The organism is Luteibacter sp. 9135, from assembly GCF_000745005.1.
Lineage (GTDB): Bacteria > Pseudomonadota > Gammaproteobacteria > Xanthomonadales > Rhodanobacteraceae > Luteibacter.
Window position 1 is genome coordinate 3,810,720 of sequence record NZ_JQNB01000001.1, and the last position, 25,489, is coordinate 3,836,208.

At 62.7% G+C, this 25,489-nt stretch carries 21 protein-coding genes and 1 other RNA gene; 8 read left to right on the plus strand and 14 right to left on the minus strand.

All coding sequences use genetic code 11. The features are described 5' to 3' along the window. Window positions 1–8 precede the first annotated feature (8 nt). Entirely contained in the window at window positions 9–1,628 is a 1,620-nt protein-coding gene (locus FA89_RS15960) for an MASE1 domain-containing sensor histidine kinase (protein ID WP_036142096.1), read from the plus strand. Window positions 1,629–2,042: 414 nt separating this feature from the next. On the opposite strand, the gene fur is transcribed toward FA89_RS15960, so the two are convergent. Further along, entirely contained in the window at window positions 2,043–2,456 is a 414-nt protein-coding gene (gene fur, locus FA89_RS15965; protein WP_036142099.1) for a ferric iron uptake transcriptional regulator, read from the minus strand. Between the two features lie 72 nt (window positions 2,457–2,528). Between fur and FA89_RS15970 the strand changes: the two genes are divergently transcribed. Then, entirely contained in the window at window positions 2,529–2,996 is a 468-nt protein-coding gene (locus FA89_RS15970; protein WP_036142103.1) for an outer membrane protein assembly factor BamE, read from the plus strand. A 26-nt stretch (window positions 2,997–3,022) separates the two neighbouring features. Here FA89_RS15970 and FA89_RS15975 read toward each other — a convergent pair whose 3' ends face one another. Together FA89_RS15975 and FA89_RS15980 are read right to left on the minus strand one after the other, a co-directional pair. Further along, window positions 3,023–3,301: an RnfH family protein gene (locus tag FA89_RS15975; protein WP_036142106.1), complete on the minus strand. Its 279-nt coding sequence runs from the start codon at window positions 3,299–3,301 to the stop codon at window positions 3,023–3,025. Continuing rightward, window positions 3,294–3,722 carry a type II toxin-antitoxin system RatA family toxin gene (locus FA89_RS15980; RefSeq protein WP_036142110.1) on the minus strand — a complete coding sequence of 143 codons (429 nt, stop codon included), beginning with the start codon at window positions 3,720–3,722 and terminating at the stop codon, window positions 3,294–3,296. Before FA89_RS15980 ends, FA89_RS15975 begins: the two co-directional genes overlap by 8 nt. Before the next feature lie 79 nt (window positions 3,723–3,801). Here FA89_RS15980 and smpB point away from each other — a divergent pair, with 79 nt between their 5' ends. From smpB to FA89_RS15990, 3 genes are all read left to right on the plus strand, one after another. Further along, window positions 3,802–4,302: an SsrA-binding protein SmpB gene (smpB, locus tag FA89_RS15985; RefSeq protein ID WP_036112483.1), complete on the plus strand. Its 501-nt coding sequence runs from the start codon at window positions 3,802–3,804 to the stop codon at window positions 4,300–4,302. A gap of 82 nt (window positions 4,303–4,384) precedes the next feature. Continuing rightward, window positions 4,385–4,777: a transfer-messenger RNA gene (ssrA, locus tag FA89_RS19890) on the plus strand. Window positions 4,778–4,855: 78 nt separating this feature from the next. Further along, window positions 4,856–6,376, plus strand: a complete 1,521-nt coding sequence (locus FA89_RS15990) for a site-specific integrase (RefSeq protein ID WP_221174325.1) — start codon at window positions 4,856–4,858, stop codon at window positions 6,374–6,376. A gap of 385 nt (window positions 6,377–6,761) precedes the next feature. Here the strand turns inward: FA89_RS15990 and FA89_RS20325 are convergent, their stop codons facing one another. The 6 genes from FA89_RS20325 to FA89_RS16015 all read right to left on the minus strand — a co-directional run bounded on the left by FA89_RS20325 (window position 6,762) and on the right by FA89_RS16015 (window position 15,593). Next, entirely contained in the window at window positions 6,762–7,016 is a 255-nt protein-coding gene (locus tag FA89_RS20325; RefSeq protein WP_185754417.1) for a hypothetical protein, read from the minus strand. Window positions 7,017–7,206: 190 nt separating this feature from the next. Beyond that, the gene (locus FA89_RS20975) at window positions 7,207–7,680 is read right to left on the minus strand and encodes an ankyrin repeat domain-containing protein (RefSeq protein WP_081916681.1); all 474 of its coding nucleotides are present in this window, start codon (window positions 7,678–7,680) and stop codon (window positions 7,207–7,209) included. Between the two features lie 315 nt (window positions 7,681–7,995). Next, window positions 7,996–9,156, minus strand: a complete 1,161-nt coding sequence (locus tag FA89_RS16000; protein WP_036142118.1) for a hypothetical protein — start codon at window positions 9,154–9,156, stop codon at window positions 7,996–7,998. Further along, window positions 9,153–12,905 carry an ATP-binding protein gene (locus tag FA89_RS16005; protein ID WP_036142120.1) on the minus strand — a complete coding sequence of 1,251 codons (3,753 nt, stop codon included), beginning with the start codon at window positions 12,903–12,905 and terminating at the stop codon, window positions 9,153–9,155. The genes FA89_RS16000 and FA89_RS16005 overlap by 4 nt, the downstream gene beginning before the upstream one ends. Before the next feature lie 145 nt (window positions 12,906–13,050). After that, a complete protein-coding gene (locus FA89_RS16010) occupies window positions 13,051–14,199 on the minus strand; it encodes a hypothetical protein (protein ID WP_036142122.1) in 1,149 nt (382 codons plus the stop codon). 50 nt (window positions 14,200–14,249) lie between these two features. Beyond that, window positions 14,250–15,593: a hypothetical protein gene (locus tag FA89_RS16015; RefSeq protein WP_036142126.1), complete on the minus strand. Its 1,344-nt coding sequence runs from the start codon at window positions 15,591–15,593 to the stop codon at window positions 14,250–14,252. 1,635 nt (window positions 15,594–17,228) lie between these two features. On the opposite strand from FA89_RS16015, the gene FA89_RS16025 reads away from it, so the two are divergent. Continuing rightward, entirely contained in the window at window positions 17,229–18,140 is a 912-nt protein-coding gene (locus tag FA89_RS16025; RefSeq protein ID WP_051938870.1) for a hypothetical protein, read from the plus strand. Between the two features lie 254 nt (window positions 18,141–18,394). On the opposite strand, the gene FA89_RS16030 is transcribed toward FA89_RS16025, so the two are convergent. Beyond that, complete coding sequence (locus FA89_RS16030) at window positions 18,395–19,411, minus strand: hypothetical protein (protein ID WP_036142133.1); 1,017 nt, start codon at window positions 19,409–19,411, stop codon at window positions 18,395–18,397. Window positions 19,412–19,538: 127 nt separating this feature from the next. On the opposite strand from FA89_RS16030, the gene FA89_RS16035 reads away from it, so the two are divergent. Beyond that, window positions 19,539–19,844: a transposase gene (locus FA89_RS16035; protein ID WP_036137204.1), complete on the plus strand. Its 306-nt coding sequence runs from the start codon at window positions 19,539–19,541 to the stop codon at window positions 19,842–19,844. Between the two features lie 11 nt (window positions 19,845–19,855). Continuing rightward, window positions 19,856–20,704, plus strand: a complete 849-nt coding sequence (locus FA89_RS16040) for an IS3 family transposase (RefSeq protein ID WP_240003941.1) — start codon at window positions 19,856–19,858, stop codon at window positions 20,702–20,704. Between the two features lie 28 nt (window positions 20,705–20,732). Here FA89_RS16040 and FA89_RS16045 read toward each other — a convergent pair whose 3' ends face one another. From FA89_RS16045 to FA89_RS16060, 4 genes are all read right to left on the minus strand, one after another. Then, the gene (locus FA89_RS16045) at window positions 20,733–21,077 is read right to left on the minus strand and encodes an SEFIR domain-containing protein (RefSeq protein WP_036142135.1); all 345 of its coding nucleotides are present in this window, start codon (window positions 21,075–21,077) and stop codon (window positions 20,733–20,735) included. A gap of 467 nt (window positions 21,078–21,544) precedes the next feature. Then, on the minus strand, window positions 21,545–23,599 hold the full coding sequence (locus tag FA89_RS16050; RefSeq protein ID WP_185754418.1) for a hypothetical protein: 2,055 nt from the start codon (window positions 23,597–23,599) through the stop codon (window positions 21,545–21,547). Next, on the minus strand, window positions 23,596–23,979 hold the full coding sequence (locus FA89_RS16055; RefSeq protein WP_221174326.1) for a hypothetical protein: 384 nt from the start codon (window positions 23,977–23,979) through the stop codon (window positions 23,596–23,598). The genes FA89_RS16050 and FA89_RS16055 overlap by 4 nt, the downstream gene beginning before the upstream one ends. Window positions 23,980–24,046: 67 nt before the next feature. Continuing rightward, window positions 24,047–24,958: a hypothetical protein gene (locus tag FA89_RS16060; RefSeq protein ID WP_036142142.1), complete on the minus strand. Its 912-nt coding sequence runs from the start codon at window positions 24,956–24,958 to the stop codon at window positions 24,047–24,049. Window positions 24,959–25,489: the final 531 nt, after the last annotated feature.

A 25,489-nucleotide genomic window follows, 5' to 3' on the forward strand; every position in this document is an offset into this window, starting at 1 on the left:
ATTCGGCCATGCGATTACACGCACCCTCCCGATTCATCGGTCCCCTGATCGCGCTCGCCTACGCGGCCGCGTGGATCATGCTCTGGCCGACCGAACAGCCCTACTGGGTGCTGCCCTTCGGCCTCCGCTTCGGCGCGCTGCTGCTCACCCGCACCCGCAACTGGTTCTGGATACTCCCCGCGGAGATCGCCGGCAGCAGCTTTTGCGAGTGGCGCAGCGGCCTGCCGATCGGTGGCGCCGGCTTCATCATCGGCGACGCGCCCGAGCCGCTGATGGTCGCCGCCTGCCTGTGGCTGCTGCGTCGCGCCCACCTGCATGCCAGCCTGGGCACCCCGGAAGATGTCGCCCGCCTGCTGCTCTCCGCCATGGTCACCGCCACGGTGGCCACCGCCGGCAACGCCGCCATGATGGCCTCCCTGCATCCGGCCGCGCCGGTCGAGATGCTCGGCACCACCTTCGGCAGCGACCTGCTCGGCAACTACCTGGGCGTGCTGCTGGTCGTCCCGGTCATGATCCTCATCTTCCGGGAGCGCCCCACGCAGGCCTCCATGGCGGAGCTGATGCTGGATGGCCTGCTGGTCATGCTGCCGTCGCTGGCCATCCTCATCACGCTGGCCGAGTACTCGCCGCAGCCGCAGTTCGCCCGGGTCCTGTCACTGGCGCCCGTGCTGTTCTTCGCGTTCCGGCACGGCTGGCGCGGCGCCGGCCTGGCCATGCTGATCACCAGCGTGGGCCTCAACGTCACCGAAGACATGATCGGCCGCGGCGCACCCACGGCGGCAGCCCACCTGTTCCTGGCCGTGGCCGGCACGGGAACGCTCATGCTCGGCGCCGCCACCGATGCCCTGCGCCGCAGCAGCGAGCGCGTGGCCCAGCAGAACACCCACCTGGCCGCGGCCAATCAGCGCCTGGACCAGCTGGCCCGCCAGTTGCGCGACGCGGCGCGCGGCAACCTGCAAGCGGAAGAAAACCTGCGCCGTCACATGGCCGCGGAGCTTCACGACGAACTCGGGCAGAACCTCACCGCCATCCAGACCCACCTCAAGCTGGCCCAGGCCCGGCTGGGCAACGCGGGCATGGAAGACATCGGGCGCTCGATCAACGGCATCCTCGGCCACATGCGCAAGGCGCTGCACAAGATGCTGGACAGCCTACGGCCCTCGGTGCTGGACGAATTTGGCCTGCTGCGCGCGCTGGACGAAGGCCCCATCCGCGACATGCTCACCGCCGCCGGCATCCACTACGTGACCGACCTGCGTGGCGAGCCGCGGCTGCTCGACGAAGACACCCTCACCGCGATCTACCGCGTGGTGCAGGAAAGCGCCACCAATGTCGTACGCCACTCCGGCGCCAGCCGCCTGGCCCTTCGGCTGCGCATCGGGCTGCGCGACCACGGCCCCGTCGCCATCCTGGATATCCGCGACGACGGCACCGGATTGCCCGCCACGCCCCAGCCGGCACGCACGGACGGCGGCGGGCGCGGCCTGCAAGGTATGAGCGACCGCATCACTGCGCTCGGTGGCCTGTTTCGTATCCGTCCCGAACCGCTCGGATTGCATCTGCGCGTGCTGCTCCGCAGCACAAGTATCGGAATGGACATAGGAAATTTTCCGATATCACGTCAGTGAACACTTCGTTACGATCTCCTCATCGATGTGGGGGAGCTGCCGTCGAGAGACGGTAAGCCCAGGTCGGTCGTGGGGACGATCGACCTGAAGAGGCGACAGGATGTCAGCCTCGCCGGTTCGAAGTGGATAAGCGCCAACCCAGCGAGCAACTCGCGGTTAGCGTGCTACGACGAAGCGGATCAAGCCGCCGGTGGACAGGAGTCCTCCGGCGGCGTTTTTATGGGCGCTTGTTTTTCGCCATGCCCTCGCCCTTCGTGGCACACCCTGCCCGACACTGCGCGACTCGCTCGGTAGGAGCGGACGATGTCCGCGAAACCAGCCCAGGCCATACCGAACCACCCAAGGCCCCACAAACGCAATCACCCCCGTGGCTTGCGCGACGGGGGTGACCGGGAGGGGTTAACGCAAGCGGGCTCAGCGCTTCTTCTTGGGCCTGACGTACAGCACCAGGCTGTGGTCCTCGATGACGTAGCCGTGCCGCTCGGCGATCTCGTGCTGGAGGCGCTCGATCTCCTCGCTGATGAACTCGATCACTTTTCCGCTGTCAACGTCGATCATGTGGTCATGATGCTTGCCGCGGTCCAGCTCGTAGACGGCCTGCCCACCCTCGAAGTTGTGCTTCATGACGATGCCGGCCGCTTCGAACTGGGTGAGCACCCGATACACCGTGGCAAGCCCGATGTCCTCCTGGTGCGCAAGCAGACGCTTGTAGATGTCTTCGGCCGTGAGGTGGCGCTCGTCCGCCTCTTCGAAGATCTGCAGTATCCGCATGCGCGGATGTGTGACTTTGAGACCCGCCTTGCGGAGCTCCCTGGTTTCCTGGTCCATAAAGACCCCCTCGCGGTGCCGTCAGGCGCTTAGTGTATCATCGCAGGCTTCACGATCCGGACGTTACTACGCATGCATAAGCTCATTCGCACGCTGGGTTTGGCCATGATGGCAGTCGCCATCGCGGGCTGTGGCCTCGTCTATACCCCCGACGTGCAGCAGGGCAACCTGCTCGACAAGAAAAACGTCGATCAGCTGCAGCCCGGCATGACCAAGCGTCAGGTCCTGGTGCTGCTGGGCACCCCCTCGGTCACCTCGCCGTTCGACCAAGATCGCTGGGATTACGTGTCCACCTTCTCGCATCGCGGCAAGAAGATGACCACCCGCACCCTCACCCTGACCTTCAACAACGACACGCTGGTCCGCACCGAAGGCGATTTCTTCGCCCAGGATGCCCAGCAGCTGCTGAAGGACTCGGAGAAGTACAAGGCCAACCCCGTGGGCGGCGCCCAGGGCGACAAGAACACCAGCGCCGACGACAGCAAGAAGGACGACGGTGGCGTGTTCGGCGGCGGCTCGTCGGGCGACGGCAAGAAGTAAGCCCTGGCTGCACCCTGCCGGCCGGATCAGGCGCCGCGTTTCGCGCGGCGCCGTCGGGCCTCCATCGGGTCCAGGATCAACGGCCGGTAGATTTCCACGCGGTCGCCCGCTTCCAGCGGCCGTTCGGGCGCTACCTTCTTCGCAAAGATGCCCAGGCGCGCCGGATCCGGCACCAGCCCCACGGGTAGCCGTGGCAGGGCCATCGTCACCGCTTTCCAGGCCGATGTGCCAGCCGGCACGATAAGGGCCACGACGCCCTGCCCCTCCGGCCCGGCGTAGGCCACTTCCACGGCAAGCTCAGCCATATTGGCGACGGGCCTCGTCGCAGAAATCGTCCACCATGCGGTTGGCCAGCTGCTGGAAGCCCATCTTCAGCACCGAGCCGCCCAGGCCCGCGTAGTCGAAGTCCAGCGCCAGCGCGATCTTGCAACCCACCTCGCCCAGTGCCTGGAAGGTGAACAGGCCATCGAGCGAGCGGAACGGGCCTTCCACGAATGTCATGGTGAGGCTTTCCGGACGCACCATGGTGTTACGGGTGGTGAAGCTCTGCCTGAGGCCGGCCAGCTTGAGATCCAGGCGGGCCACCAGCACATCGGGCTCGCGCTCGATCACGGTGGCGGCGTCACACCACCCGAAGCGCTTTGGGTATGCTTCCACATCGTTGACCAGGTCGAACATCTGCCCCGGTGTGAAAGGAACGATCGCACTGCGGCGGATTTCAATCATTAGCTGACCTCGTCTTATGTGCCGGCAAACGGACCCGCCGGCCTTGTATCAGGGACCCGATAGACCGATTTTAGCGGACATGGCAAAAGCGAAACCGAAGGACACGGAAAAAGAAGGCGGCGGCACGATCGCGCTGAACAAGCGCGCGCGCCACGAATATCACATCGACCAGCGCTTCGAGTGCGGCATGGCCCTGGAAGGCTGGGAGCTGAAATCGCTGCGCGCCGGCCGGATCAACTTCGGTGAAGGCTGCTACGCGATCATCCAGCACGGCGAGGTGTTCCTCGTCGGCGCCCAGATCCCGCCGCTGATCAGCGCCTCCACCCACGTGATCGCCAACGACCGGCGTACGCGCAAGCTGCTGCTGCACCGCGAGGAGATCGACCGCCTTATTGGCGCCGTCGAGCGCAAGGGCTACACCCTGGTGCCCACCGCGATGTACTGGAAGCACAACAAGGTGAAGTGCGAGATCGGCCTGGCCAAGGGCAAGCAGGAGCACGACAAGCGCAACACGGACAAGGAACGCGAATGGGCGATCGACAAGCAGCGCGTCATGCGCTCGCACAATCGCATGGGCTGACCTGAACGGTCGGGCGGCGCCCATTGTGGGTGCCCCTCCCCGCCCATATACTGTGGGATGTAGTCACACAACGTTTTTCCCCGGGGGTGTTCTGGTTTCGACGGGGGTAGTGCGATCTACTGGTGCATGCCGAGGGGGCAGCTTTCCTCGTTAAACCAGCCGCAAAACATATAGTTGCCAATGACAACTACTACGGTGACAACTCGGTGGCTCTCGCCGCCTAAGCTGTCCGGCCCCTAAAAAAGGCCAAACCCCCGACCCGATCTTGTGCTCATGCTCGTCGGTGTAGGGTCACTATCATGAGACCGCTGAAAGACCCTCCATCTGTGGGTCTGACGCTAGATCAATCAGATATGTCCGCCGGTGCGCTTAGCACGCCGTGCTGTCGGTGGACGAGATTTAACGGTGAGCTAAGCATGTAGATCTGGAGATTAAACGCCTTCGGACGCGGGTTCGACTCCCGCCACCTCCACCAAATTGGTCCATCTCCCCAGTCCATCGGGGAAAATGGCCCGCCTCGGCTGATCCCGTCAGGTATCACGCGAGGTATCACGTGCCAAAGCCTTTGATGCTGCACCGACCGAGCGGACTTCATGTCCGCTTTTTCGTGCCTGCGTTTCTGCAGCCTTCCCTTGGACGCCGCTATATTGTGCTCAGTCTGAGGGGCCAGCGCGCGGATGCTGCGCGGCTACGGGCGGCGCAAATCGGGTATGTTCTGGGCCAGGCCTATGAACGGATGCGGGGCGCGGCTGTGGCAGAGCACAAAAATCTCCTGGAAACGGCACTCGCCGCCGCGCGGGGTCCTCATGTGGACCTGACGATTGAGCTCCCAGGAGGGGTTCGCATCGTCACCGACGGGTCCGAGAGGGAAAACAGCGAAGCCCGGGCGCTGGCCCTGGAGCTCGAAGCGCTCCGCCTCGCGTCAGCCACGCCGCAGGTCACCGCCCCCTCTCCTGCCCCCGAGCCAAACCCCGACAACTTGCTGTCTTCCCGTATCGAGCTGTTCCTTGAGGAGATGGCCGGCAAGAACCGCTCGGAAAAAAACCTGATGGACACGGGCCACATCCTGCGCCTGTTCCTCGCACTCGGGGGTGACAAGCCGGTCCAGAGTGTTGGGGCTGACGACATCGGCCGGTTCATGAGTGCAATGCGGGTCTGGCCGGCGAACGCGTCGAAAAAGCCCGCCTACAAGGGCTTGAGTCCCGCCGATATTGTCGCGAAAGCGAAGAGAGAGAGCTCTTTGGGCCTTGCGCCTCGCACACGGGAAAAGCACCTCGACCGCTTGCGGCTGTTTTTCGGGACCTGGCTTGAGCGCGGGATTGGCACATCAAATCCCTGCAACGGGTTTAATGTCACGAACAAATCGCAGGATGAGGCGCGCAGCCGCGAGCCATTCTCGAGCGCCGACCTGCAGAAAATCTTTGCTCCAGACCGCGTCCTTAACACGCAGCCCCACAAGTACTGGACGCCCATCCTTGGGCTCTACACCGGCGCGAGGCTCAACGAACTCGCCCAGCTCCATGTTGAAGACGTCGAGGAGATCGATGGAATCTGGGGCATCCATATCCGACGAAAGACGAAGAACAAGGCGTCGAGGCGGTTTATCCCTCTGCACCCCGAACTCATCCGGCTGGGTTTTCTCTCGTACGTCGGAGACGTGCGCGCGGCCCGTTTTGAGCATCTTTTTCCCGGCCTGACGTGGGGAGTCAATGGGCCAGGCGATGCCATCGGTGACTGGTTCAATCGCACCTACCTTCGGAAGACCTGCGGCATTGATGACACGACGAAAGTGTTTCACTCCTTCCGCCACACCTTTGCCACAGTTGCAGAGCGCGCCGGTGTGCCGGACGGGCGCATTGCGCAGCTGACGGGTCATAGCACCGGTGGGACCGTTCTTCGCAACCACTACATCAAGGTCGCCGAACTTCCCCGCAGACTCGAAGACATCAGCAAAGTGGTTTTCGCCGAGGTGCAGCTCAAACCGCGAAAGCCTGGCTTTTTTGAGCCGTACCTGCGCCGACAGCGGGCACTCGACAACCGGGTGCGCAGGGCCGAGGAAGCGGAACAGAAATGACCGCAGTTACGGCCGTGGCCGTTTACTGGGTCCGGAAGGACATTGCTGCTCAGTTGAAGTTCCGATGTCCAATGGACGTGTCGCGAGGCTTGCTTTCCATGACGTTGTTGCTCCGACGGGCTGAGGGGACAACCTGTTTGCGGCCTCCAAGACAGGCCCCATCCTCAAGTCGCCTTCACCCCGACCAGAGATCCGCGTTTGCCGCGCGAGAGGCTGACACTGAAAAACTCGAGTCCGCCACGTACCCCCGAACACTTGCTGCTGAGTTTTCGGAGGTATCTGCCGAAATCACCCACAGGACTAAGGCCGAGGCTCGGGGTTTTCGCTGAAGTTTGCCTTGCAGAACGCTGACGGGTTGCCACTCGGCCAGTCTTGGTTGAACCACTCAATAGACGATAAAGGCAAAACTGGCGAGCGTGACAGTCGCCAGCATTGTCAGGAACGCCGGGATGTCCTGCCCACCAATGTGGTGGCGGACAACATCGCCGAAAAGCCAGACTGAGAGAATGACGCCGCCCCGTCGGCAACGGTCCCGAACTCTAGTCCGCATATCTCCCGCATCACGCGCGCGAGGTGCGTCGTGCCCTTGCACAAGGTCACCTGCTTCCAAAGGGTTTGCAATGTTGCGGTGCTGGCTCATGGTTCGTCCCATCTCACCAGCGACCGTTCAACGCGGCAAAGCAATCCGTGAGTGCGATTTCGACATTCGCGCTGATGCCACGCATCCATAAGCACCGGCTTTTCATTACACCTTCCGTGAGTCCGGCAGTCCATTCGTGTAGCGGCCGACTAGAGCAAGACTTGAATTCAACGCAGCCATTTGATCGGGGTCACGCTGCCCCGCCTTCTGGCATCCTGCTCACGGGCGTGGCCGGCCGGCCAAGGCGCGCCAGCAAGCGACCGATGCGGCATATGGATGCGGCCGGCAGATCGTCCCACTGCCACCGCTCCCACACCTCAGGCCGGCAGACGGGTACGAGGACGTCGATGCACGTTCCACGGCGATGGCGGGCCGCGCGCCAGAGTGCCTCGGAGTTTCGCGCCAGCGGGTTGCCCAGACCGAGGAGCAGACACACAACCGCCAAATGGCCCCGATGGGCGGCATGCATAAGTGCGGTATCTGGGTCACCGGCACGCCGTACTCCGGGGTCTGCCAGAAGCGCGCGGATTGTCTCCGCGTCCCCGTCCCATGCGGCATCACACAACCGCCTGTCGAATCCATACCACATGCCTTCTCCTTGATCCGTCCGTCCTAGACTGCCCCAGTCAAGCAGGAATCCGGCCGCCGTCAAGGGGGGGGGCATTCGACGCTTGGAAGCCAGCAAACGACGCGGCCAACCGGACCTCGCAGTCCAATGTCAGCCTCGGACGAAGCTGATGATTTCGTCGATTCCGTCGCCGTTTGGCTTGAACCCGTTGGCGACCGTGTGCTCGTACTAAGCGTCTTTCCAGCGAATTTCTATGCCGCACCTGGCCTCTTCCCAAGCCTTCATGTGCCCGGAAGTTGTTAAGCGCGGCAACGTAACCTATTGCACGAACTTGCATGTCGGCGACAGCCTTTGAAGAAACCTCGCGCCAATACTGCAGCCCGTTGTGTGGCAAGGGGGTAACACTTCCGGTCAGCGTAGAAGGTCAGGCAGTTCGTAGAGCAGCGCCAGCGCGTCCGGCCATCCAGTCTCGCCAAAGATGCGCAAAACTTCCACGAGTCTCGCTTGTCTTGGGCCGTCGTCGAAGATACTGCGGTAATCGGCGATGTAACGACGGATGATGCGTACAACAACGGCTGCTCCCAAGCTCTCAAAGTGATACCCCTCCTCCCGGCCCCGGCCCGTCAGCAAACCATGGATGGCTTCGAACACGCCGACGGGGTCACCGGGAATAAGGAACGCGTAGAGCTCCAGCAGGTAATGCAGGGTATTAGGCTCGTGCGACTGCGCCGCAAGGTGAAGTTCGGTCTTGTAGTCAAGGAGGAACCGGCCGCGCTCTTTCGGGTCGGCAAGCTGCTGGTGCTCATGCACGGTTTTTTCGTACGCGCCTGAGCCGAAGTAAAGCTGATTGACGACGCACCCGATGAGCCGCTCTGCCGTCCGGTAGATTGCGACCGTTTCCGGAGCGGCGGGTGCACCTGCCAAGCGCGCCACCTTCTCGTGCGCGGACGTCGACGCCTCAACAGCAGCGGTCAGGACGAGCCGTGCGGCATCCTGCGCCCTGTCGCACCCATCGGCGCTCTCCTTACCCGCACCTGGTCCGTAACGCCAAAAGAGCGGTTCGCGGAGGGCGTTGGCAAATGCAGTCAACTCGCTCCCATAGGAGGCCAGGTCCGCAGTCCAGGTCGCGACCCAGGCCTTGGCCACGACATTGTCCTGCCCGATGTATAGCGATGCTGCCCCGCTGCCGAGGACGTCGGCGAGCGGTGACTCAGCGGACACCCCGTCAGGGGTCCTCGGACCCGTGGCAAGAGGGGCGAGAAGCGCGACGCAGGCATCCGTGTCGATGCCAGCGACGCGAAGCGCCGAAGAAGCGACCAAGGCGATCACATGCGGGTCGCCCTCCTGCCTAATGAGCCGATCCGCCATCGCCCACATCCTTGCCGGTCCCGTCGCGTAAGCCACGGGCAGCCTGCTGGCGACGACCGCCCGTACCACCGGCGACGGGTCAGCAAGAAAATCCTCCATGCGGTCGATGAGGCCCGGCTCTGCACCGGTAAAACGCGCCGCAAGGTCGCCTGTGGCCCCTGCGGCGCGGACGCGAAAGTCGTGATTGGTCCACATGAACGTCACGGCCTCTCTCCGGAAGGCCCGGGCGTTTGGGAGGGGGGCGGCGCGATGCGGTCCATCAGCCCCAGCAAGTCGGTCAGGCTCGGCAGCCCATCAACACCGGGATTGTAGCCATCGCTGCCGGTCATGCGCTCGACCACATCAAACACAGCCGAGAATGCGATGTTGCGCACTTCGTCGTGGACGTCCAATGTCGACGCCTGGTCAGCAAGCGCATGGGCCGAAAGCCAGAGGGACGCGAGGTCGATCTGTCCGTCATCGCCAGCGGATTCCGTCAATCGTGCAGAGAGGGCCTCGGATGCGGCGTGAACGGCGGCATTGTCACCCTCATCCCTGTCGATGCTCAAGCGGACAAGCATCATGCGCCTGGGGTCCGACCCTTCATCCGCCGGATCCTCGTGCCGACCACCCGGTGCCCCATTCGCAAGGAGTCCGCGCACAGCGAGGTCATCTCGCACGGCCCGCGACGCCGTCTGCAGTGTCTCAACGCCGATGCAAGAGAGAATCGCGGCCTGCACACTCGCCCATCGTGCCGCTTCATGGACGCCCGACCCCGGCGTCGCCAGAAGAACGTTCTCCTCGAACGCACGCCGGTCGCCGACACCGCGCGTCAACCACGTCGCTGCGACAAAGCGGGCTGCTGCAAACGCTGTCTCGTCGAGGCTGAAGAAGTCGCAGCGCAGTGCAAAGGGCCAGACGAGGTCCGCGACGTCCACGCGTGTCACTGCAACCGTGAAAATCCGCTCCCACACTCCTGGGGTCGCATAGTCCACCGAGGCCGCTGCAACGCTTGCGGCAAATGCCTCGACGGTGCACCCCTTGAGGAAAAGGCTGTACTGGTGGAGAGGGTCGTCGTCGTGGGCATGCCGCGCTCCGCCGTTCCGGAGCTGGAAGGCAGGATATGAACGCCCCCGCAGCTCAAGTACCGTTCCGTTGTCATCCATCCGGATGGTCGTCGGGGTGATGGACAATCCGCTCGTTATGGCCTTCCCGAGTTGGGCTGCGATGACCGCCCGGGTTCCGGACGTCGGCGATATGGTGAGAACCTTTGCAAGCGCGCTTCCCAGCTGCCACAGCACGAGCCCGTAGTCCTGCTTTCGGTTGGACGACAGGGGCAGGATGCGGCTTTGCTGTCCGCCAATCCACGACGACGAGTCATCTAGGATCCGGTGCCCGAAGAGCACGGTGTAGACCTCAAGGGTGAAGGCGGGGGACGCTCTCGTGACGGGAACAATCTGTTCCGCAAGCCACCCCGCCTCCGCGTCGGCGAATCTGGAAAAATGCGGTTCACGGAGAACCCGGTCGAGGAGTGCAACAGCGGCTTCAGGGTCAGCCTCGGCGCTCCGTCCGACGAAGCGAATGGCCACGGACACCAGATTGCGGCGCACAGGCTCTTCCGACCATGCAAGCGCAAGGAGTGTTCGCGCCGCTGTTGCGAACACGGCGCGCAAGACCGGCTCGTCGACGGGAGCGCGCTCGAAGAGGCTGAAGAGCAGATGCCGTGCGGGCTCGACCATCGGCGCCCCGTTGACCATGAGCGTGTGGGCCAGAGAGGCCCACACGCAGGCCTTGTCCCCGGCAATCTTGCCGGAGACGTCGACGCCCACACACCCTGCGAGCCTCTGGAAAAAGAGCGGTAGATGGCTTGAATGGGGCTGCCGGTCAAGAATGCCACGGAGTGCCAGAATGTCGGACTCCGATGACACCGACTCCACCGCAACCCGGATGGCGACATTGGATGCAACGGCGTCGACCGTCGTTGAGGAGAAGGCTGCAAGCAGCATGTTCCAGACGGCTGCCGGGCCATTTTCGTCCATGCGCCACATCCGGTCGACCGCAAAGGTCACGGCGGGAGCGAGCCTCAGCGCCACAGACGTTTCGCCCTGGAGTTGGACAAGCAGCGCTCCTCCGTCCGTCCAGTCAAGGTAATAGCGGCCCACCGCATGGTCAAACAGCACGTGGTGCGCGAAAGAGACGAGGTCGCCGTCGCCCACCAGGACGCCTGACGCGATGACGTCATCGAGGCTGTCGTGGTCCACGTCAACCTTCCTGACGGTGAGGCGATGACGCTTGACCATTGTTGCAGCGGCAGCACCGACCGCACGCTTCAGTGCCATCGTCTTTAGGCGGGCGTTCTCATATAGGTCGATGAGTCCCGACTGCGACCGGACGCCGGCAAAGGCGTCCGGCGTCATGCCTTCCCCAACGAGGCCTGCTGCCAAGGAGAGGTTAAAGGCATTGCGCAACAGAGCCTTGACCTTGGGCGACGTCGCACCCAGCAGCGCGCCAAGCGTCGGCGCGAGCGCACCGACAGCGTCGAGGTCACTGTCGGAGAACGTTGGCACGCGGAAGTGGCGCACACGTTCAAGGCCAAGCTCCGCATGGGCCGGCTCCACCGGTGCGCCGGGGAAAGCCTCGCGAAAACGGTGGCCGTTTTTCAGGTCGAACGTGCGAATCGAGGCAACCACGGCCCACTCGTTGCACGTCTGACCAATGACCCTGTCTATGAGCGTGCCAAACACGGCTTCCGGTGGCCCGCCACGGGCCGCATCGAGGGCGTCGATGAAGAGGATTTTCGGACCAACGCCCGGCCATGCGGCAAGCACGTCGAAGAGCGGGTGTTCGAGCTCAAGTTCCGAGGCGAGGTCACCCGACAGGGCGACACCGGGATACCGGTCGACCGAGAGGAACACCACCGAGGCGCCCGATTGCGCCAACTCGCTCGCCGCATGCCAAAGTGCGCCGGTTTTTCCGCACCCTGGCTCACCGATGACCAGCAGTGACCCGGCCCGGATGGCGCCGATGAGGACGTTGTCGGCGGCCCGCCTGACCGGGAGGCCGCCATTGAGGGGCAGGCACGCGTGAGCAGCAAGCCGTGTGAGCTCGGTGCGAGTCGCTTTAAGAAGTTTTGAGACGTCAGCATCGAAGCGGGGTGAGCCAATGTCCGTGTGGCCCCGCCGACGAAGCTCTCGGATCAAGCCCGTTCGGTCAGCCGGGGCACCGCTCCCAATGAGTTTGCGCACGATGTCGAGCAAGTCGCGAAGCGGTGAGTCGCCCTTGGTCTCGTCCCCGTAAAGGCGCCTGCCAATGAGCTGGGATGCTTCCCGCCAATCAACCTCGCCTTCGTTCATGGCAAAGCGCCGCACGCGGAAAAGACGGGCGAGACTTGTCAGGTCGGCGTCCGAGGGCGCCGCTCCGGTGTGCGCCGTCCAGGCAGGTGTTGCCAGCGTCTCGAACACGGAAAGTGCGGCTCGTTCCGCTTGGTTTCGCTGCAGGGAAACCAGGCGGAACGACCCGCCCATGTCCATGGCGCGACAGCCCGATTCGAGATCATTGAGCGTAGAAGCGGCCTTATCGGAGACCGCGAAAATCGCCGCGTTGTGCGTCGGGTCGGGCAGTGGCCCTGCTTTCTTGGCTTCCGCAATCCAGCGCGCCAGCTGGCCGACCGTCTTGGTCAGCGGAGCCTTCGGGCCGCTCCCCAGGTTCGCGTTCGTCTTACTCTGGATAGACAGGATGCCACCGTTGGACTGGACCACCTCGATATCATCGAGCCCCTCCCCGGTTTCCAGGCGGATGGACACGGAGACCACCTCGTTGTCGGTGCCAAAGCGCCCTCCGACCGGGACCTTTGCAAGGAGATGGGCAGCGAGCCATGTCCCGACCGCCGCCTGAAACGCCATTCCCGCCTCTGTTGCCCGGCCACCCGCCGGCCGGTGGGCGGCCGTTTTGTCCTTGCTGCCGTTGCCCGCCATGCTCGCTCCTTGGTGATGTGGCCACACCGGCGCCGCGTCCTGGCGACGGCTACCCCTTTCCTGTCTAGGGTAGCGCATGGCCGCGCTCGGATCTGGTCAGAACGTCCCCCGCTCCAACGTGCGGGAGGGCCGGTCGCCCTGACTGTCAGCGGTTGATCGACCCCGGGAGGCCAAAGGCTTGCCCCGGCGTCATTCCCTCCGTGCGCACGAACCGTTCTTCTTCGACACAGACCAACGGCAACCATTCGGGCGGGTTTTGCAGTGGGGCCGACGCCCAGGGGTTGAGGTAGAGCGTCTGGCGACGCACCGGTAGACTGTAGAAATCGAGGTCGTTGAACAGCCATGCGGCGCTGACCCGGGCCGAGCGAGGCTCTCGCCCGTCATGCCAGGCACCATCCGGTGCCCTCACCAGCCGTGCGTTTCGGTCAGCATCAATGGCCATCCCCTCCGACCCGAACAGGGCATCAGTCTCGTCGAGGTCCCGCAGATGGAAGGCGGTCACGCTGATGGCCACCACCAACGGATGGGGCAAGGTTCCATACCTGCGCCCTTTGTTACGGATGGCTTCGCGGATGGGCGTTTTCAGGTCGACCGCACCCCCACCGATGGAGAGCAAGCCGATGAGGCGGTCCAGTTCTCCCCGGTTGTTGTTTTTTGGAATGGCGCCGAAGGCCAGCGTCCAACCCTGATGGTGCCATGCATGCCGTGGATAGGCACCATGCCCATGGATGGCAATCTCGCGGACGACTGCACCAGCATCGAGTCCGTTGATCCATGCATGCACGTCACGGATGAGTGCCCGCGCTGATGGCTGCGTGGCCGGCTGGCCACCTTGCTCAATGTCGAGATAAAAAGCCGGGTGCGGTGCACGGTCGAGCGCATCGAGGACGTCCTCCTTCATGGCCTCGGCACCGCCGTCGATGTCCCGTCCTTCGTTGACGACGATGGCCTCGAGAAAGAACGGCTCACCGTCAGGCGGAGTGACCAGGAAATCCGGACGTTTATCGGTGCCGTTGGCAGGGTCGGGATGTGCAACGAGCGTGTAGCCCTGCCGCACCAGCATGCCGTAGAGAAGGAGCTCGAAACAGGCAGACTTGAACGCGTGGGCACGTCGGGATTTGAGCCGCTGCGATATCTCGAATTTTTCCGATTCGATATAGGCATCGAAGGCATTTTCGAGCAATGCACGCACCGCGCCCACGGCAAGATCGGCGGACCGGTCCAGGAATTCTAACTGGGTTTCCCTGTAACGCTTCGTGGTGGCGTCGGTGCGATCAAACCGGCGAAAGAGCATGGAATGTCCCTATGTTGCAAAGCGGGCGCAGACGGGCAATTGGCCTGACGTCAGATAGTAGGGACGTTGCCGCCTGTTGGCTGGTGCATACCTGACAAGACGGCATTTGCGACCGTTCCTGCCGCATCGCTGCCAACCCCAATGTGGGCATCCGCTTCCCGAACCAGGAGCAAGCCATCGCCCCCCTTGTCGGTGCCGACAAAAACTCTTCCGAAGTTGAGGAGCGTCGGGAGAAGTCCTCGGATGGTTGACGTCGACAGCGTTATCCAGCCCTCAGGATGCGCTTGTGGACCGAATGCTTCGAGGATGACGTCTTCAAACGGAATGCACTCAATCTCGGCGAGGTCCAGACGCTTATCGCCACCGGCCTCTGCACGGACGAAGAAGTTGTCGAGTTGCGACAGCGCCACGCAAATGGTCCCTGTGAACCGTGCACCCGGCATCCTGGCATCAGAGGCCCCGTCAATGGGGAGCGCATTCTCCTCCGCCTCAGTCGGGGCGGCGGGCATGCTGCGCAAATAGGCGAGATAGTGGACGAAAGACAGTCCTGCGATGGGTGGCGTCGAATCCATTGTTGCCCAATTCTTCTCGTCAAGCGCGAGAGTCCGTTGCGCGGCCTGGGTAGCATTGTCGTACGACTTTTGCGTGCTTGTACGACGGTTCTCAAAGGCCTCGTCCGTTTCGCCAGCGCGTCGTCGCGGCGGGAAAAGCGGACCACGGTCGGCAACGGCCAGTTGCTGAAGAAAGTGGGCCAGTTTCTTCGGGTCCCTGGCCTCCTCCAGCGACTCCGCCCGCCGCAGACGCTGACCGGTTCGCCTGAGGACCTCCAACTGCGAAAGTCGCCCAGCACGCTGCTGGTCAAGGTCGATGGTGTAAGTGTTATCGGGCACCACGACCGAGGCAGTCACCGATGCCTCGTCGAGCTGACGCGCAAACGGTTCAGGCCGCACCGTGCCGCGTCGCTGCGCAGAATTCGGCTTGCCAGCGACGACGCGCTTGGCCTGGAACAAGGCAACGCGTGCACAGTCCGGGCCTGTCGCCATGACAAGCGTAAAATCCGCTCCCCTGTCCGCCTCATTGTCCCGGGCCTCGCCGGTTCTGCTCTTGCTGTATTGCCCCCACGCGCACGTTGTTGAAGCGTCGATCTTGCTCTCGGACGATTGCCCTCCCGAAAAAATTGCGGTGCAAAGCGGGAATGCTGCCGAGAAGCCACCGAGGAGCGCTGCGGTGATGGTCTCCTCGTCGCAGGAGGCGAGCATGCCAATGCCGGTGAGCTGATTGAGCACGTGGCGGAAGGTGGCCTCAACCGGTGCGGGGGGGCCGGCGCGTCTGTGGTCAGCGCCCCACTCAACTGCATAGCAGCCCAAGAGCTTTTTTCGCAGTTCCTCGAGCATGGCCCATCCCTGAATCATCGGTCGTGCTTTGTAGCATGCTAGAGGCGATGACGTTCGCCTATGGCGGCCGAACCTACGTCAGGTACTGCACGGTCAAGGGCGCGACGCTGCTCATTGAGCCGATGCGCTGCAAAGAAACAGGCGAGGCGGTCCTGCGGCCTCTCCCAGGCGTCGTGCTTTTCGTTCTCCAGCCACCGGACGCGCCGCGCCCAGTCCCCGGGCAAGTCTTCGACGCCTATCTCGGGCAACGTCGCATCGCCTGGCAGCCTATGCGCGACAATTCCATCGTAGGCCCGGGATGACCAAACGGGTGCCTCGTTGCGCTGCGACGGCGTTCCGAAGATGGCAAGGGCGCGAACTGCCCGGTGTACACGGTCCCGGGACAAGTGTCGTGCCGCGTGGCGCTGCCAGGCCGACCAAATCTCTTCAAGTGTGCCCCCATACCACGTCGACCACTTCGACCGGTCGGCGAGCCCGATAACCCAGTACGGAACATGGCCGTGAAATTCGTCTTTCTCGTCCCCCCGTCTGAGCGCGATGTATGTGAAATCCGCGAAATATGCCTTCATGGCGGCCTCGTCAGGTTGGGTCGCGCACTGGCCAGGGCCGCGCCGCCTCGCTTTCTCACGGCCCACCGGTCCGGGCAGCGGGCACACGATGACCCTGGCCGGGGGACGGTGACGTACACACGCGTTAGGCGGCCCGGACGACTGTATTGGCGCGACCGAATCTGCAGGGCGTGCATCGGCATCGCTGCCGGAGGGTGGACGAACGTCGGAATTGAGTTGCACGGAAATGACCGGGGCGGGAAAACCATCCTGGCGAGGAACCCCGGTCTGTCAAGGCCCCGCTTCCGCCTGACACTCGGTCAATGGAGGACGGGTGGATTACCCGTGCCGCCCGTGCTCCGCCCGGTCCCAGCGTGCTCACCTGCCGCCTCGATGGCCGCCCCTCCCGCTCCGTGCGTCCCGTGGCGGGTGCCCTTGCCGCCCTCATCACCGCCATCATCGGCGCCCCTGTCCTCGCTCTCGCCAGGGTGTCTTCCAGAACCACTGCCACAGCCTGGAAGTACGAGGCGTCGTACCGCATGTCGAACCAGTGCAGCACCACCGCCTCGTCCGCCCATCCGTGTGGCTGCTGCACAGAAAGCCCCTCGGCCCGGGACTCAGGAATGGTCGACCACGGCCACCCCATGCCCTCCATTTGCCCATCGACCCGGCGGATTGACGACCATGGCCAGCGGGTTTCGTCGACCTCCAAGACCTCCGTGCCCGAGAGCTCAAAAGGCATGCCCTCGAGCCGGATTCAGCGGGCGACCTCCTGTCGCTCCTCAAACGGTGCATCGGTCAGGCGTTCGCGGATGAGTTCGAGACACCGGGCCTTCCGCAGGAGGCGGTGCTGTGTTGCGGCCCAAGCGCGCCAAAGATGGACTAAAGTCGATAACTCATCCGACCAGTCAGGAGGCATCCGGTATGGCATCAGCGACCAACGGTGAAAGAAAACTGGTGAGCAAAAGCCGAGCTCTGGGATGTCTCGTCATCCTCGCCACAATCACCCTCGATGCTAGCGGTGCGCGGCAACCTGTCCCTTCGCCCAAGTCATATCTCGCATCATCGTCTTCCTTGTGAGGTTCCCATGACTGACAACGCGTCTCCCGTCACCGCCCCTAATCACGGGCCGGATTACCGCGCGGCGCTGGCCGCATTTGACGCGGCTGTGTGTGAAGCGTGTGCGGTGAGTCAGGCCATCGGCGTGCGGCAGGCGGAGCCCCATGCCGGCTATGCCGCCATCTTTTTTACACGGGTGTGCGCGCATGCCACATCGATGATTCGCGCCCTGCCCCATTCACGCTGGGTGCGCTCAAATGACCCGCATTGGGATTTCGGGGCCGTCGCCGGGCACGCCCGGGCGCTTCTTGAGGGTCATCTTACGTTTACCTACCTTTCGGCCACGCCAGAGAGCCAGGAGGAGTGGTCGGCGAAGCTTAATGTGATGCACCTGTGCGACTGCGCGCGGCGCATCAGCCTGTTTGCAAACCTAGGCGAAGAGGCGTCGGTCAAAGGGTTCGAAGGACAGAAAACCGAACTCCAAAACCGCCTTGCCGGCAATGCATGGTTCCTTGCGCTGCCCGAAGCCGTGCGCAAACAGTGCCTCAATGGCAAGTACCTGCACATCTCCAACCGCGATGCGCTCGTCAAGGAGACCGGGGGCGCCCCTAAGGCCTTCAACGCCTGGTTCGATGTGCTCTCCCAGCATACCCATATCCTGACGATGTCTTTTTACCGGATGGAACCGGACGGCCGGGGCACCGGGGTCGAGAACGACACCGACCGGGGTTACATGACTATGGCGATGGAAAACTGTACCGCAATCCTCCAAGAAGAAGTCGACCGGCTGGTGGAGCTGTTCCCTGATACGGCCCAAGCCCGCCAAGGCGTCCGGTCGCGATTTTCACCCGGGCCAAAGGAGAACTGGCCGGACTGGCGTGTTGCGCAGGAGCGCGCGTTCCAGACGCGGCGCAAGCCGAAATCCCGGAGAAGGAAATAAGCTGGACTGCATTGCCGCGACCACCCCCGCAAGGCATGCATCGGCATCGCTGCCGGGGGGTTGGGAAACGTCGGGATTGTGCTGCACGGACCTGACCGAGGCGGGACAACCATCGTGGCGAGGAACCACGGTCTGTCAAGGGCCTGCTCCCGACTGGCGATCGGTCAATGGAAGACGGGTGTAATCCCGCTGCCGCGCCCGCACGCTATGCCGTCCAGCAAGGCTGGCAAAAACCAGCTACGAGCCAGCCACCGCTAGGGCATCTTTCCCCAATCAGCAACGGCGGCAAGGACCGGGATTTTCGGCCGTCCGAATCCGTACCCACTGCCCTGCTGGCTTTCCGTGATGACACTGCGCACGGCATCCTCCGGCCCTCCGATGAGCTCGAGAATGCGGGAGAGATGCTGGCGCGAGATACAGCGGGCAAAGGTCTCCAGCGGACCGTGCTGGTTTGCATAGACCAGGGTCATCGGATACCAGACGGCGTGGTATCCCGTGGGGACCACCTGGCTTCGCAGGAAGAGCAACAGATCAGCCTGGATGAGGTCGACGAAGGCATGGCCCAATGCATCGGTCCGCAACTTTGCAATCTCAGCCTGCAGGGACACCTTCTTGAGATCCAAGCGGCGGTTGCGGGATTCGAGGGAATCGACCTCGCGGTTGAAGGCCGGTGCCCCTTGCATCGGTGTGCCGCCCCGGTAACTCACCGAGGCGTTGTAGTACGGGCGCACAAAGAGCTCGCGGGCGATCGCAAACGCACCGGACTTCAGGGCAATGGCAACGGCAGCGAGGAACAGCTCCCAGCCAAGGAAGCGGTACGCGTCGAAGTCATTGTTGCCGTAAGAGCCTGACCCCGATTGGGCCTCATAAAGCGGCAAGATGCGCTCAAAAAAGCGGTGGAGGCGGGTGCCACTCTCCTCTGTCGGCGAAAACCGGCAGGCAACCTTGACCAGCTCCTCGAACTCGGCACGCACGCCTGCCATGCGCTCGATGGTGGCGACAATCGCGTCATCCACTGGCCCTTCCACCGGCTTTGTCAGCGCAAATTGTGGGAGTGCTTCGGCAAGCTGGCCGAGTGCATCGTCCAAGGCGCCGCCTCCCCCTTCGCGGCCCGTGCGCATGGCCTCGGTCGCACGACGAAACACGGTGCGGGAACCGAGCTGGGGGCCCGTATCCCCATCGAGGTAGGCTGGCCGCTTGCCCAGAGGCGGCCGGACATGAAGGGGTTTGTCATACACCCAGCGCACGAGTTGCTCGAGGTTCTCCGCCATGCGCTCGCTGGAACTGAGGTCGATGTAGATGCGCGAACGCGCGAAGGTCGGTACAAAGGGCTTGCTGAGCTTGCCCGGATTTGATGGACACCCATCGTGAGCCGTAAGGTTCGTTCAGAGGTGTCCCATGTCAAAAAGAATTCGTCGTCAGTTCACACCTGATTTCAAGGCCGGCGCGGTTGCCCTGGTCCTTGAGCGAGGTCAGCCGGTGTCTCGGGTATGCCGTGACCTGGATCTGGTCGAGAGTGTCTTCAGGCGCTGGATCGAGAAGGTTCAAGCCGGTTCTGGAGCGCCTTCGCGATCGCCCCCCGCCGTTCCGCTGACGGCCGAGCAGGCCGAGATACAGCAGCTTCGACGCGAGAACGAGATCCTGCGGATGGAGCGTGACATCCTAAAAAAAGCGACGGCGTTCTTCGCCAAGGAATCGAGCTGAGATGCCGGTTTATCGAAGCGGAGAGCGCGTCGTACTCCATCGTGGTCCTCTGCCGGCTGCTCGAGGTGGGTCGCAACAGCTTCTATGCCTGGCGGCATCGCCAAAAGCATCCGAGCCCCCGCGTGCTTCGTGACCGCCAGCACCTGGCGCAGCTGAAGCAGTTGCATGAGCGCAGCCGAGGGCTTTACGGCAGTCCCCGGCTATGGCATCTGGCTCGTGAGCAGGGGCTGAGCCTGGGGCGCCATGCGACCGCCCGCTTGATGCGCCAGGGCGGTCTCGTCGGGCGCAGCTGGCGTACAAGCAAGGCATCACGACGGGCCGCCACGGTGTCCGCGGTGGCCGATAACCATGTTGATCGATGCTTCACCACGGCCGCGCCTGATCAGGTCTGGGTAACGGACATGACACAGTTCGCCACGCAACAGGGTCCAATGTATCTGGCCGTCGTGATCGATCTGTACGCCCGGCGAGTGATTGGCCACGCAACGGCTGCGACTATGCATACCGACTTGCCCTTGCAGGCTTTGCGCATGGCCGTAGGCCAGCGCGGTTCGGCGCAGGGAGTGCTCCATCACTCCGACCAGGGCAGTCAGTACACGAGCGCGGCCTATCAGGCCGAACTCGCTCGACTGGGTATGCGGGTAAGCATGAGCCGGCGCGGCGAGTGTTGGGACAACGCGGTGGCTGAGAGCTTCTTCAGTACGTTGAAGTGCGAGATCGCAGCCCCACGCCGCTACGCCTCGATCGAGGAGGCACGCCACGTGGTTTTTGAATACATCGAAGTGTTTTATAACCGGCAGCGCTTACACTCGACCAACGGCTATCGATCGCCTGCGGCGACCGAAGCTGCTATCCCATAACTTGAGTGTCCATTAAACCGGGGCAAGCTCATGCCCGCCTCATCGAGCGAAGGCAGGACGACGACAAACTTAGTCTGCTCAACGGCCCCATAGACCTCGGCCGAGATGATCTGCGTCTCGGTCCCGACGCCGCCACTGCGGCCATCCGCTTTTTTGCGTAGGTCTCGTCGGAGATAATGGCGACCTTGTGGACTGAAGGGTCATTGACCATGCGTTCCATGAACGCATTGGCGTCTTGGCCCTCCTTCAGTGCCCATTTGTCGAGGATGACATCAATGCCTTCGGCGACAAGGTCGGAGGCAAGCTTGATGACCCAGGCCTCATGGTCCGGGGAGGACCAGCTGTAGGAGATGAAAAGTTTCGGTGCGTCCATCCCATCCTCCCGCAAATGCGTCCAAGGGTAAGTGGATGACCGTCAGCACTCAAGGGCAGATTCGCCCTTAGGCGCCGAACCGCGAGTGCACTCTCCTCCACGAATGCGCGCGAGGCACCTAAACTGTATGAGCTGGGACGACGCGGCCGCCGTGGCTTTCGGTCAAAGGCGTTTCCGCGCAGGGGTGCCATCTTCATTTCCCCTCTCATCCGCACCCCGCACAGCGCGCTCAAGCACGAACCGCTCAATGACTGCCCGGACGTCCTTGGGAACGGTGTCGAACGGCCGCTTTCCTGCATTGTTCACCGCGTTCGGGGAAAGCCCACTCCCCGCCATCCGAAGCACCTGACACCGGTCTGGCACCCGCCCAGGCCCTGTCCACGCTCAGCCGCTCGAACGATGAATCGCCCGTTGGGCCATGGGCTGTCTGTTGTAGCGGCCGCCGGGCAACACACACGGCTTCAATGTCACCCATCAAGTAACGATCGTGTCGTGAGCGGCCGGATGAGCTTGCCTTCCCAGGTCACCAGCGTGTGGACCACGTTTTCGGTGACAAAGCGGAAGTTCGTTTCCTGGTCCTCGAAAGAGGCCGCCACGATGCTCTGCAGGCCCTTTTGTCCAGAGAGGGCCTGGAAGAGCGCCCGCAGGCTCAGCTCGCTCATCGAGTGCTGCGCAGGTTCGTCAAGAAGCAGGCAGCCGAGATGGTGGCCGTCAACACCCTTGAATTCCGAGGTCTGGTATAACGCAATGAGATACGCCCAGATGAGGCGAACGAAGTCGCTGGCACTCGAATTGGTCCGCGCGTTGATTTGGCGGAGCTCGAGATCGTCGAGGGTAGGCATCAAGGTCTGCGTGCTGACATTGATTTCTGACGGCTGGACGCTTTTGTAGTCAAAAGACCCCGCATTCCCCCGGAAGAACTTCGAGAAGATGTCGATGGTTTGCAGATCCCGCCCGGAGAGGTGTTCCTTGGGCAGCTTCGAGAGCAGCTGCCGGTTCGCCGCAAACCGCTCAGCCAAGGTATTGAACACGTCCAGGTGCGCTTCGAACCGCTCTTCGAAGCGCTGCACCCTCCCCAGTTCGAATTCGGTAGCAACGAGTCGCCGAAGATGTGACTTGGCCTGCAGGCTGCCGGCACCGAGATCCGACCGGAGCGCCGTTAGCCTCCCACGGACGATGACCAGTTCACGTTCGATACCGGCAAGCAGGGTTTGACCCTTGTCGTGCTCAAGGGTCAGGCCCTCGATTTGCCGCTCAAGCATCCCGCGCTGGGCCTTGAGATAGCTGATGTTCGCTTCAATGCCCATCTGCTGGCCTGACACCGATTCCAGCAACAAGGTGTCAGCGATGTCCTGGTGGCAGGTCGGACAGATGCCGGAGGCCACATCCAGCTCGAACTGGGCGCCGAGGACGCGAAGCTTATGGGCCGATTCGTTTTTTTCGATGTCGGTATCGAGCTCGGCCACCAGCCGGCGGTAGTCCTCGATGGCGCCCAACTGGTTGCGGGTCGACAGCGCACCACGTTCTTGCAAAAGCACCAGGCGCTGCGCTTCGGCTTCCGTGTCGGCCAATTCCTTCAAAAGGGCCTCGCTCGCCGGCGCGACCTGCTGTTCGGCTTCGGCCATCAATGCCAGATACTCGCCCTTGAGCTGCGACAGGTACTCGTCGGACGTCACCACGCCCAAGTCGACCTGCTTGACGACCGAGACCGCCGAAGCATCAAACGGGTGCACCGCGCGGGACGACAGGTCACGGGGGACAGCTCCGAGTTCGGCGGCCTCCTGGCGCAAGGTTCGCACTTCTGAATCCCATTCGCGCTCGATGACCTGCGCCGCCTGCTCAAGCCGCGAACGCTTGACCGCCGTTTCGAACACATCGAGCCCAAGCACGTATTCGGCCACGCGGGTTCGCACATCGCGGATGCCAAAGAACGGCGCGTTACCGATGTAATCGGTCCAGCCACGTTTTTGCTCGACAGCGTGTGCTGCAAAGACATCCTGCAGGTAAAGCTTGGTTTCCCCGCCCGTCGCCTTGGCCACCTGGGGCAGCTCTAGCTGTAGAAACAGCTCCAGGAACCGGAAGAACCCGGCAGCGTACTGGGCGCTGCCCGCGTCGTGCAGGTAATACGGTATCGGCTCACCGGGCGCAGCCGGGCCCGTCAGGCACGCGCCCTCAAACACTTCGACGAGCTTTTCCGACCTCGAGCCCGACACGATGGTGCGGCGCAGGGTCACAACGCGTCCGGCCTTGTTTTCGATTTCGAGCATCACGGTCGAGCTCTCGACCGCGACCTTGTCTTCGCCGTCGAGGAAATACTCACGAACAGCCGACTGCAACGCGCGCGTGCCCCGCGCACCGGCCAGCTCCTCCATGCCAAGCGCATAGAGCAGGGTGTGGAAAAACGTGCTCTTGCCGGTCGAGTTGTTCGCCCGGACGATGGTCAACATGGGTCCGAACGCGAACTCGTACCCGTGTGGCCCCCTGGCGGTGTCGACGACCAGGCGGATTGCCTTGAACCTCATGCCCTTCTCCATTCCTTTGCGATGGCGTCCACCATGGCTTCCGTAACACCCTTGCCGATGAGGGCAAGGTCGCGTTTTTCAGGGGCAAGCAACGCCTTGTCTTCCATGATCGCAGCAGCAAACGCCACGCCATCGGCCGACAGTGATACCTTCGTGCCCTCGTCAATCACCAACCCCTCGGCAAACAGAAAACGCAGTGCCACAGCCAGGGCCGGGTCGAATCCCCAGGTCACCATGGTCAGCCTTCGTAGTGTCACCGCCTGCGACAGGGCGCGGACACGGGCGGCGTTTTTCAGACACCAGTTGAACAGATGCAGCCGGGGCAGTCCCGACTTGCCGCCCCGGGAGGCAAGCGACAATACGAGAACGACCTGGGCCATCTTGTACAGGGGGCGGTGGTCAGCAAGAACCGGTGCCGGGCGGCGGTTGAAAGAGAGGTGGGCAGCGTCAGACATAATCAAGTGAGCAGATGGCAAGCCAGCGGGCGACGATGCGCCGGGTGATGGCGGAGAGCTCTGGGCCATCGAGAACGTCAGACATGTCACGAACCAGCCTGCTCTCCAGGTCTTGCGTCAGCATCGATGTCATCTCCTCCGCTGTGCCGGTAAACAAGATGCATGTCTCCGCCATTCGGATTTCAAACTCGTTGACGTGCCGGACCAGCCTCTGGTGAACCGACGGCATGCCCTCTTCGATGCGCCGGAAGTGGTCATCGCACTCGAGGAAAGTCTTCAAAGTCCACGCGTAGAGCCGGCCTTGCGCTGCACCTGCATTGGGACGGTCTTGCAACCGAACTTGCGTCTTGCGAAGGATGTTGGCCTCGTAAATGCTCAGGTCATCGCCAAGCGGTGCGAGGACCACGGGGAGGCCATCGAGAGCGGGACGACCACCGCCTTCCTGGAGAATCTGGAAAATCTCCTGCCCGTAAAATTGTCCGTCGTGGACTTCAACCGTCACAAGTTCGTCGACGAATCCGAGCTTCCAGCCGCGCAACTCGGCTTCCTTGACCTGCGCATGCGCCACGAGGTTGTGATGGCCAAATTCGGGAATGACAAAAATCCACCGGCGGATTTTGGTGGTGCCAAGGTACGTGGGCAGGTGCGCCGCATTTTTCTTAAGCTTGGCGATGTCACGCGTGAGCTTGTCACGCAGGTGCTCGTGGAGCTCCGCCTGCGTGTAGTGCTTGTCGGGACAGTAGCACTGGAAGGCACAACCGTCAGGCTTGGTGAAGCCTTCGATGCCAAAGTCCCCGGGGGAAGCCGGAATGGGCTGGTAGCCGGGATACCGGCGCTTGAAAACCTGCTGGCACAACAACTCCCAGCTCGTTCCGTCAAAAGGCCCGTAGGGCGTGCTAATCATTAACGAAAGATCCCTTTCCGCACAGCAGTCTGGACCCTATAACGGCCTGTGATCCGTCAACTTTAGCCGTTGGAGAAGGACTTTGCGCGGCAATCTGTATAATTGGCCGAAAACGTGCAGTTCGCAGTGCACTGCGTCATCGACCACGGCGGCTAATGTCGCATCAGCCGACTTTGACCAGTCGGGAAAATCCACGTCTGACTGCCACGTTCAGCCTAAGAGCGAAGTCGTTCTCATCGCACCCTCGCCTTCGAGCAGGCACTCCTCGCCTCCGTCGACATGTCCCTTTTCCAAAGGAAGGTAACGACAGAGCGCTGCTGCGTAAAAGAATTACGAGACCACGAGCTCTTCAAGACCAACAAGGTCACCATATCTAGGCAACCGATAGCGCTCTGGCGGCGCCGTGCCGATCTCATTGTTGCACTGGTCATGCTGTTGGTTGCCAGAGCCTGTCACGTGGAGGCTTATGATTTGAAGAATAATCTTTGCGAAGACAGTCGCAAGCTATGATAAGCCGGTTGCCCGGACATG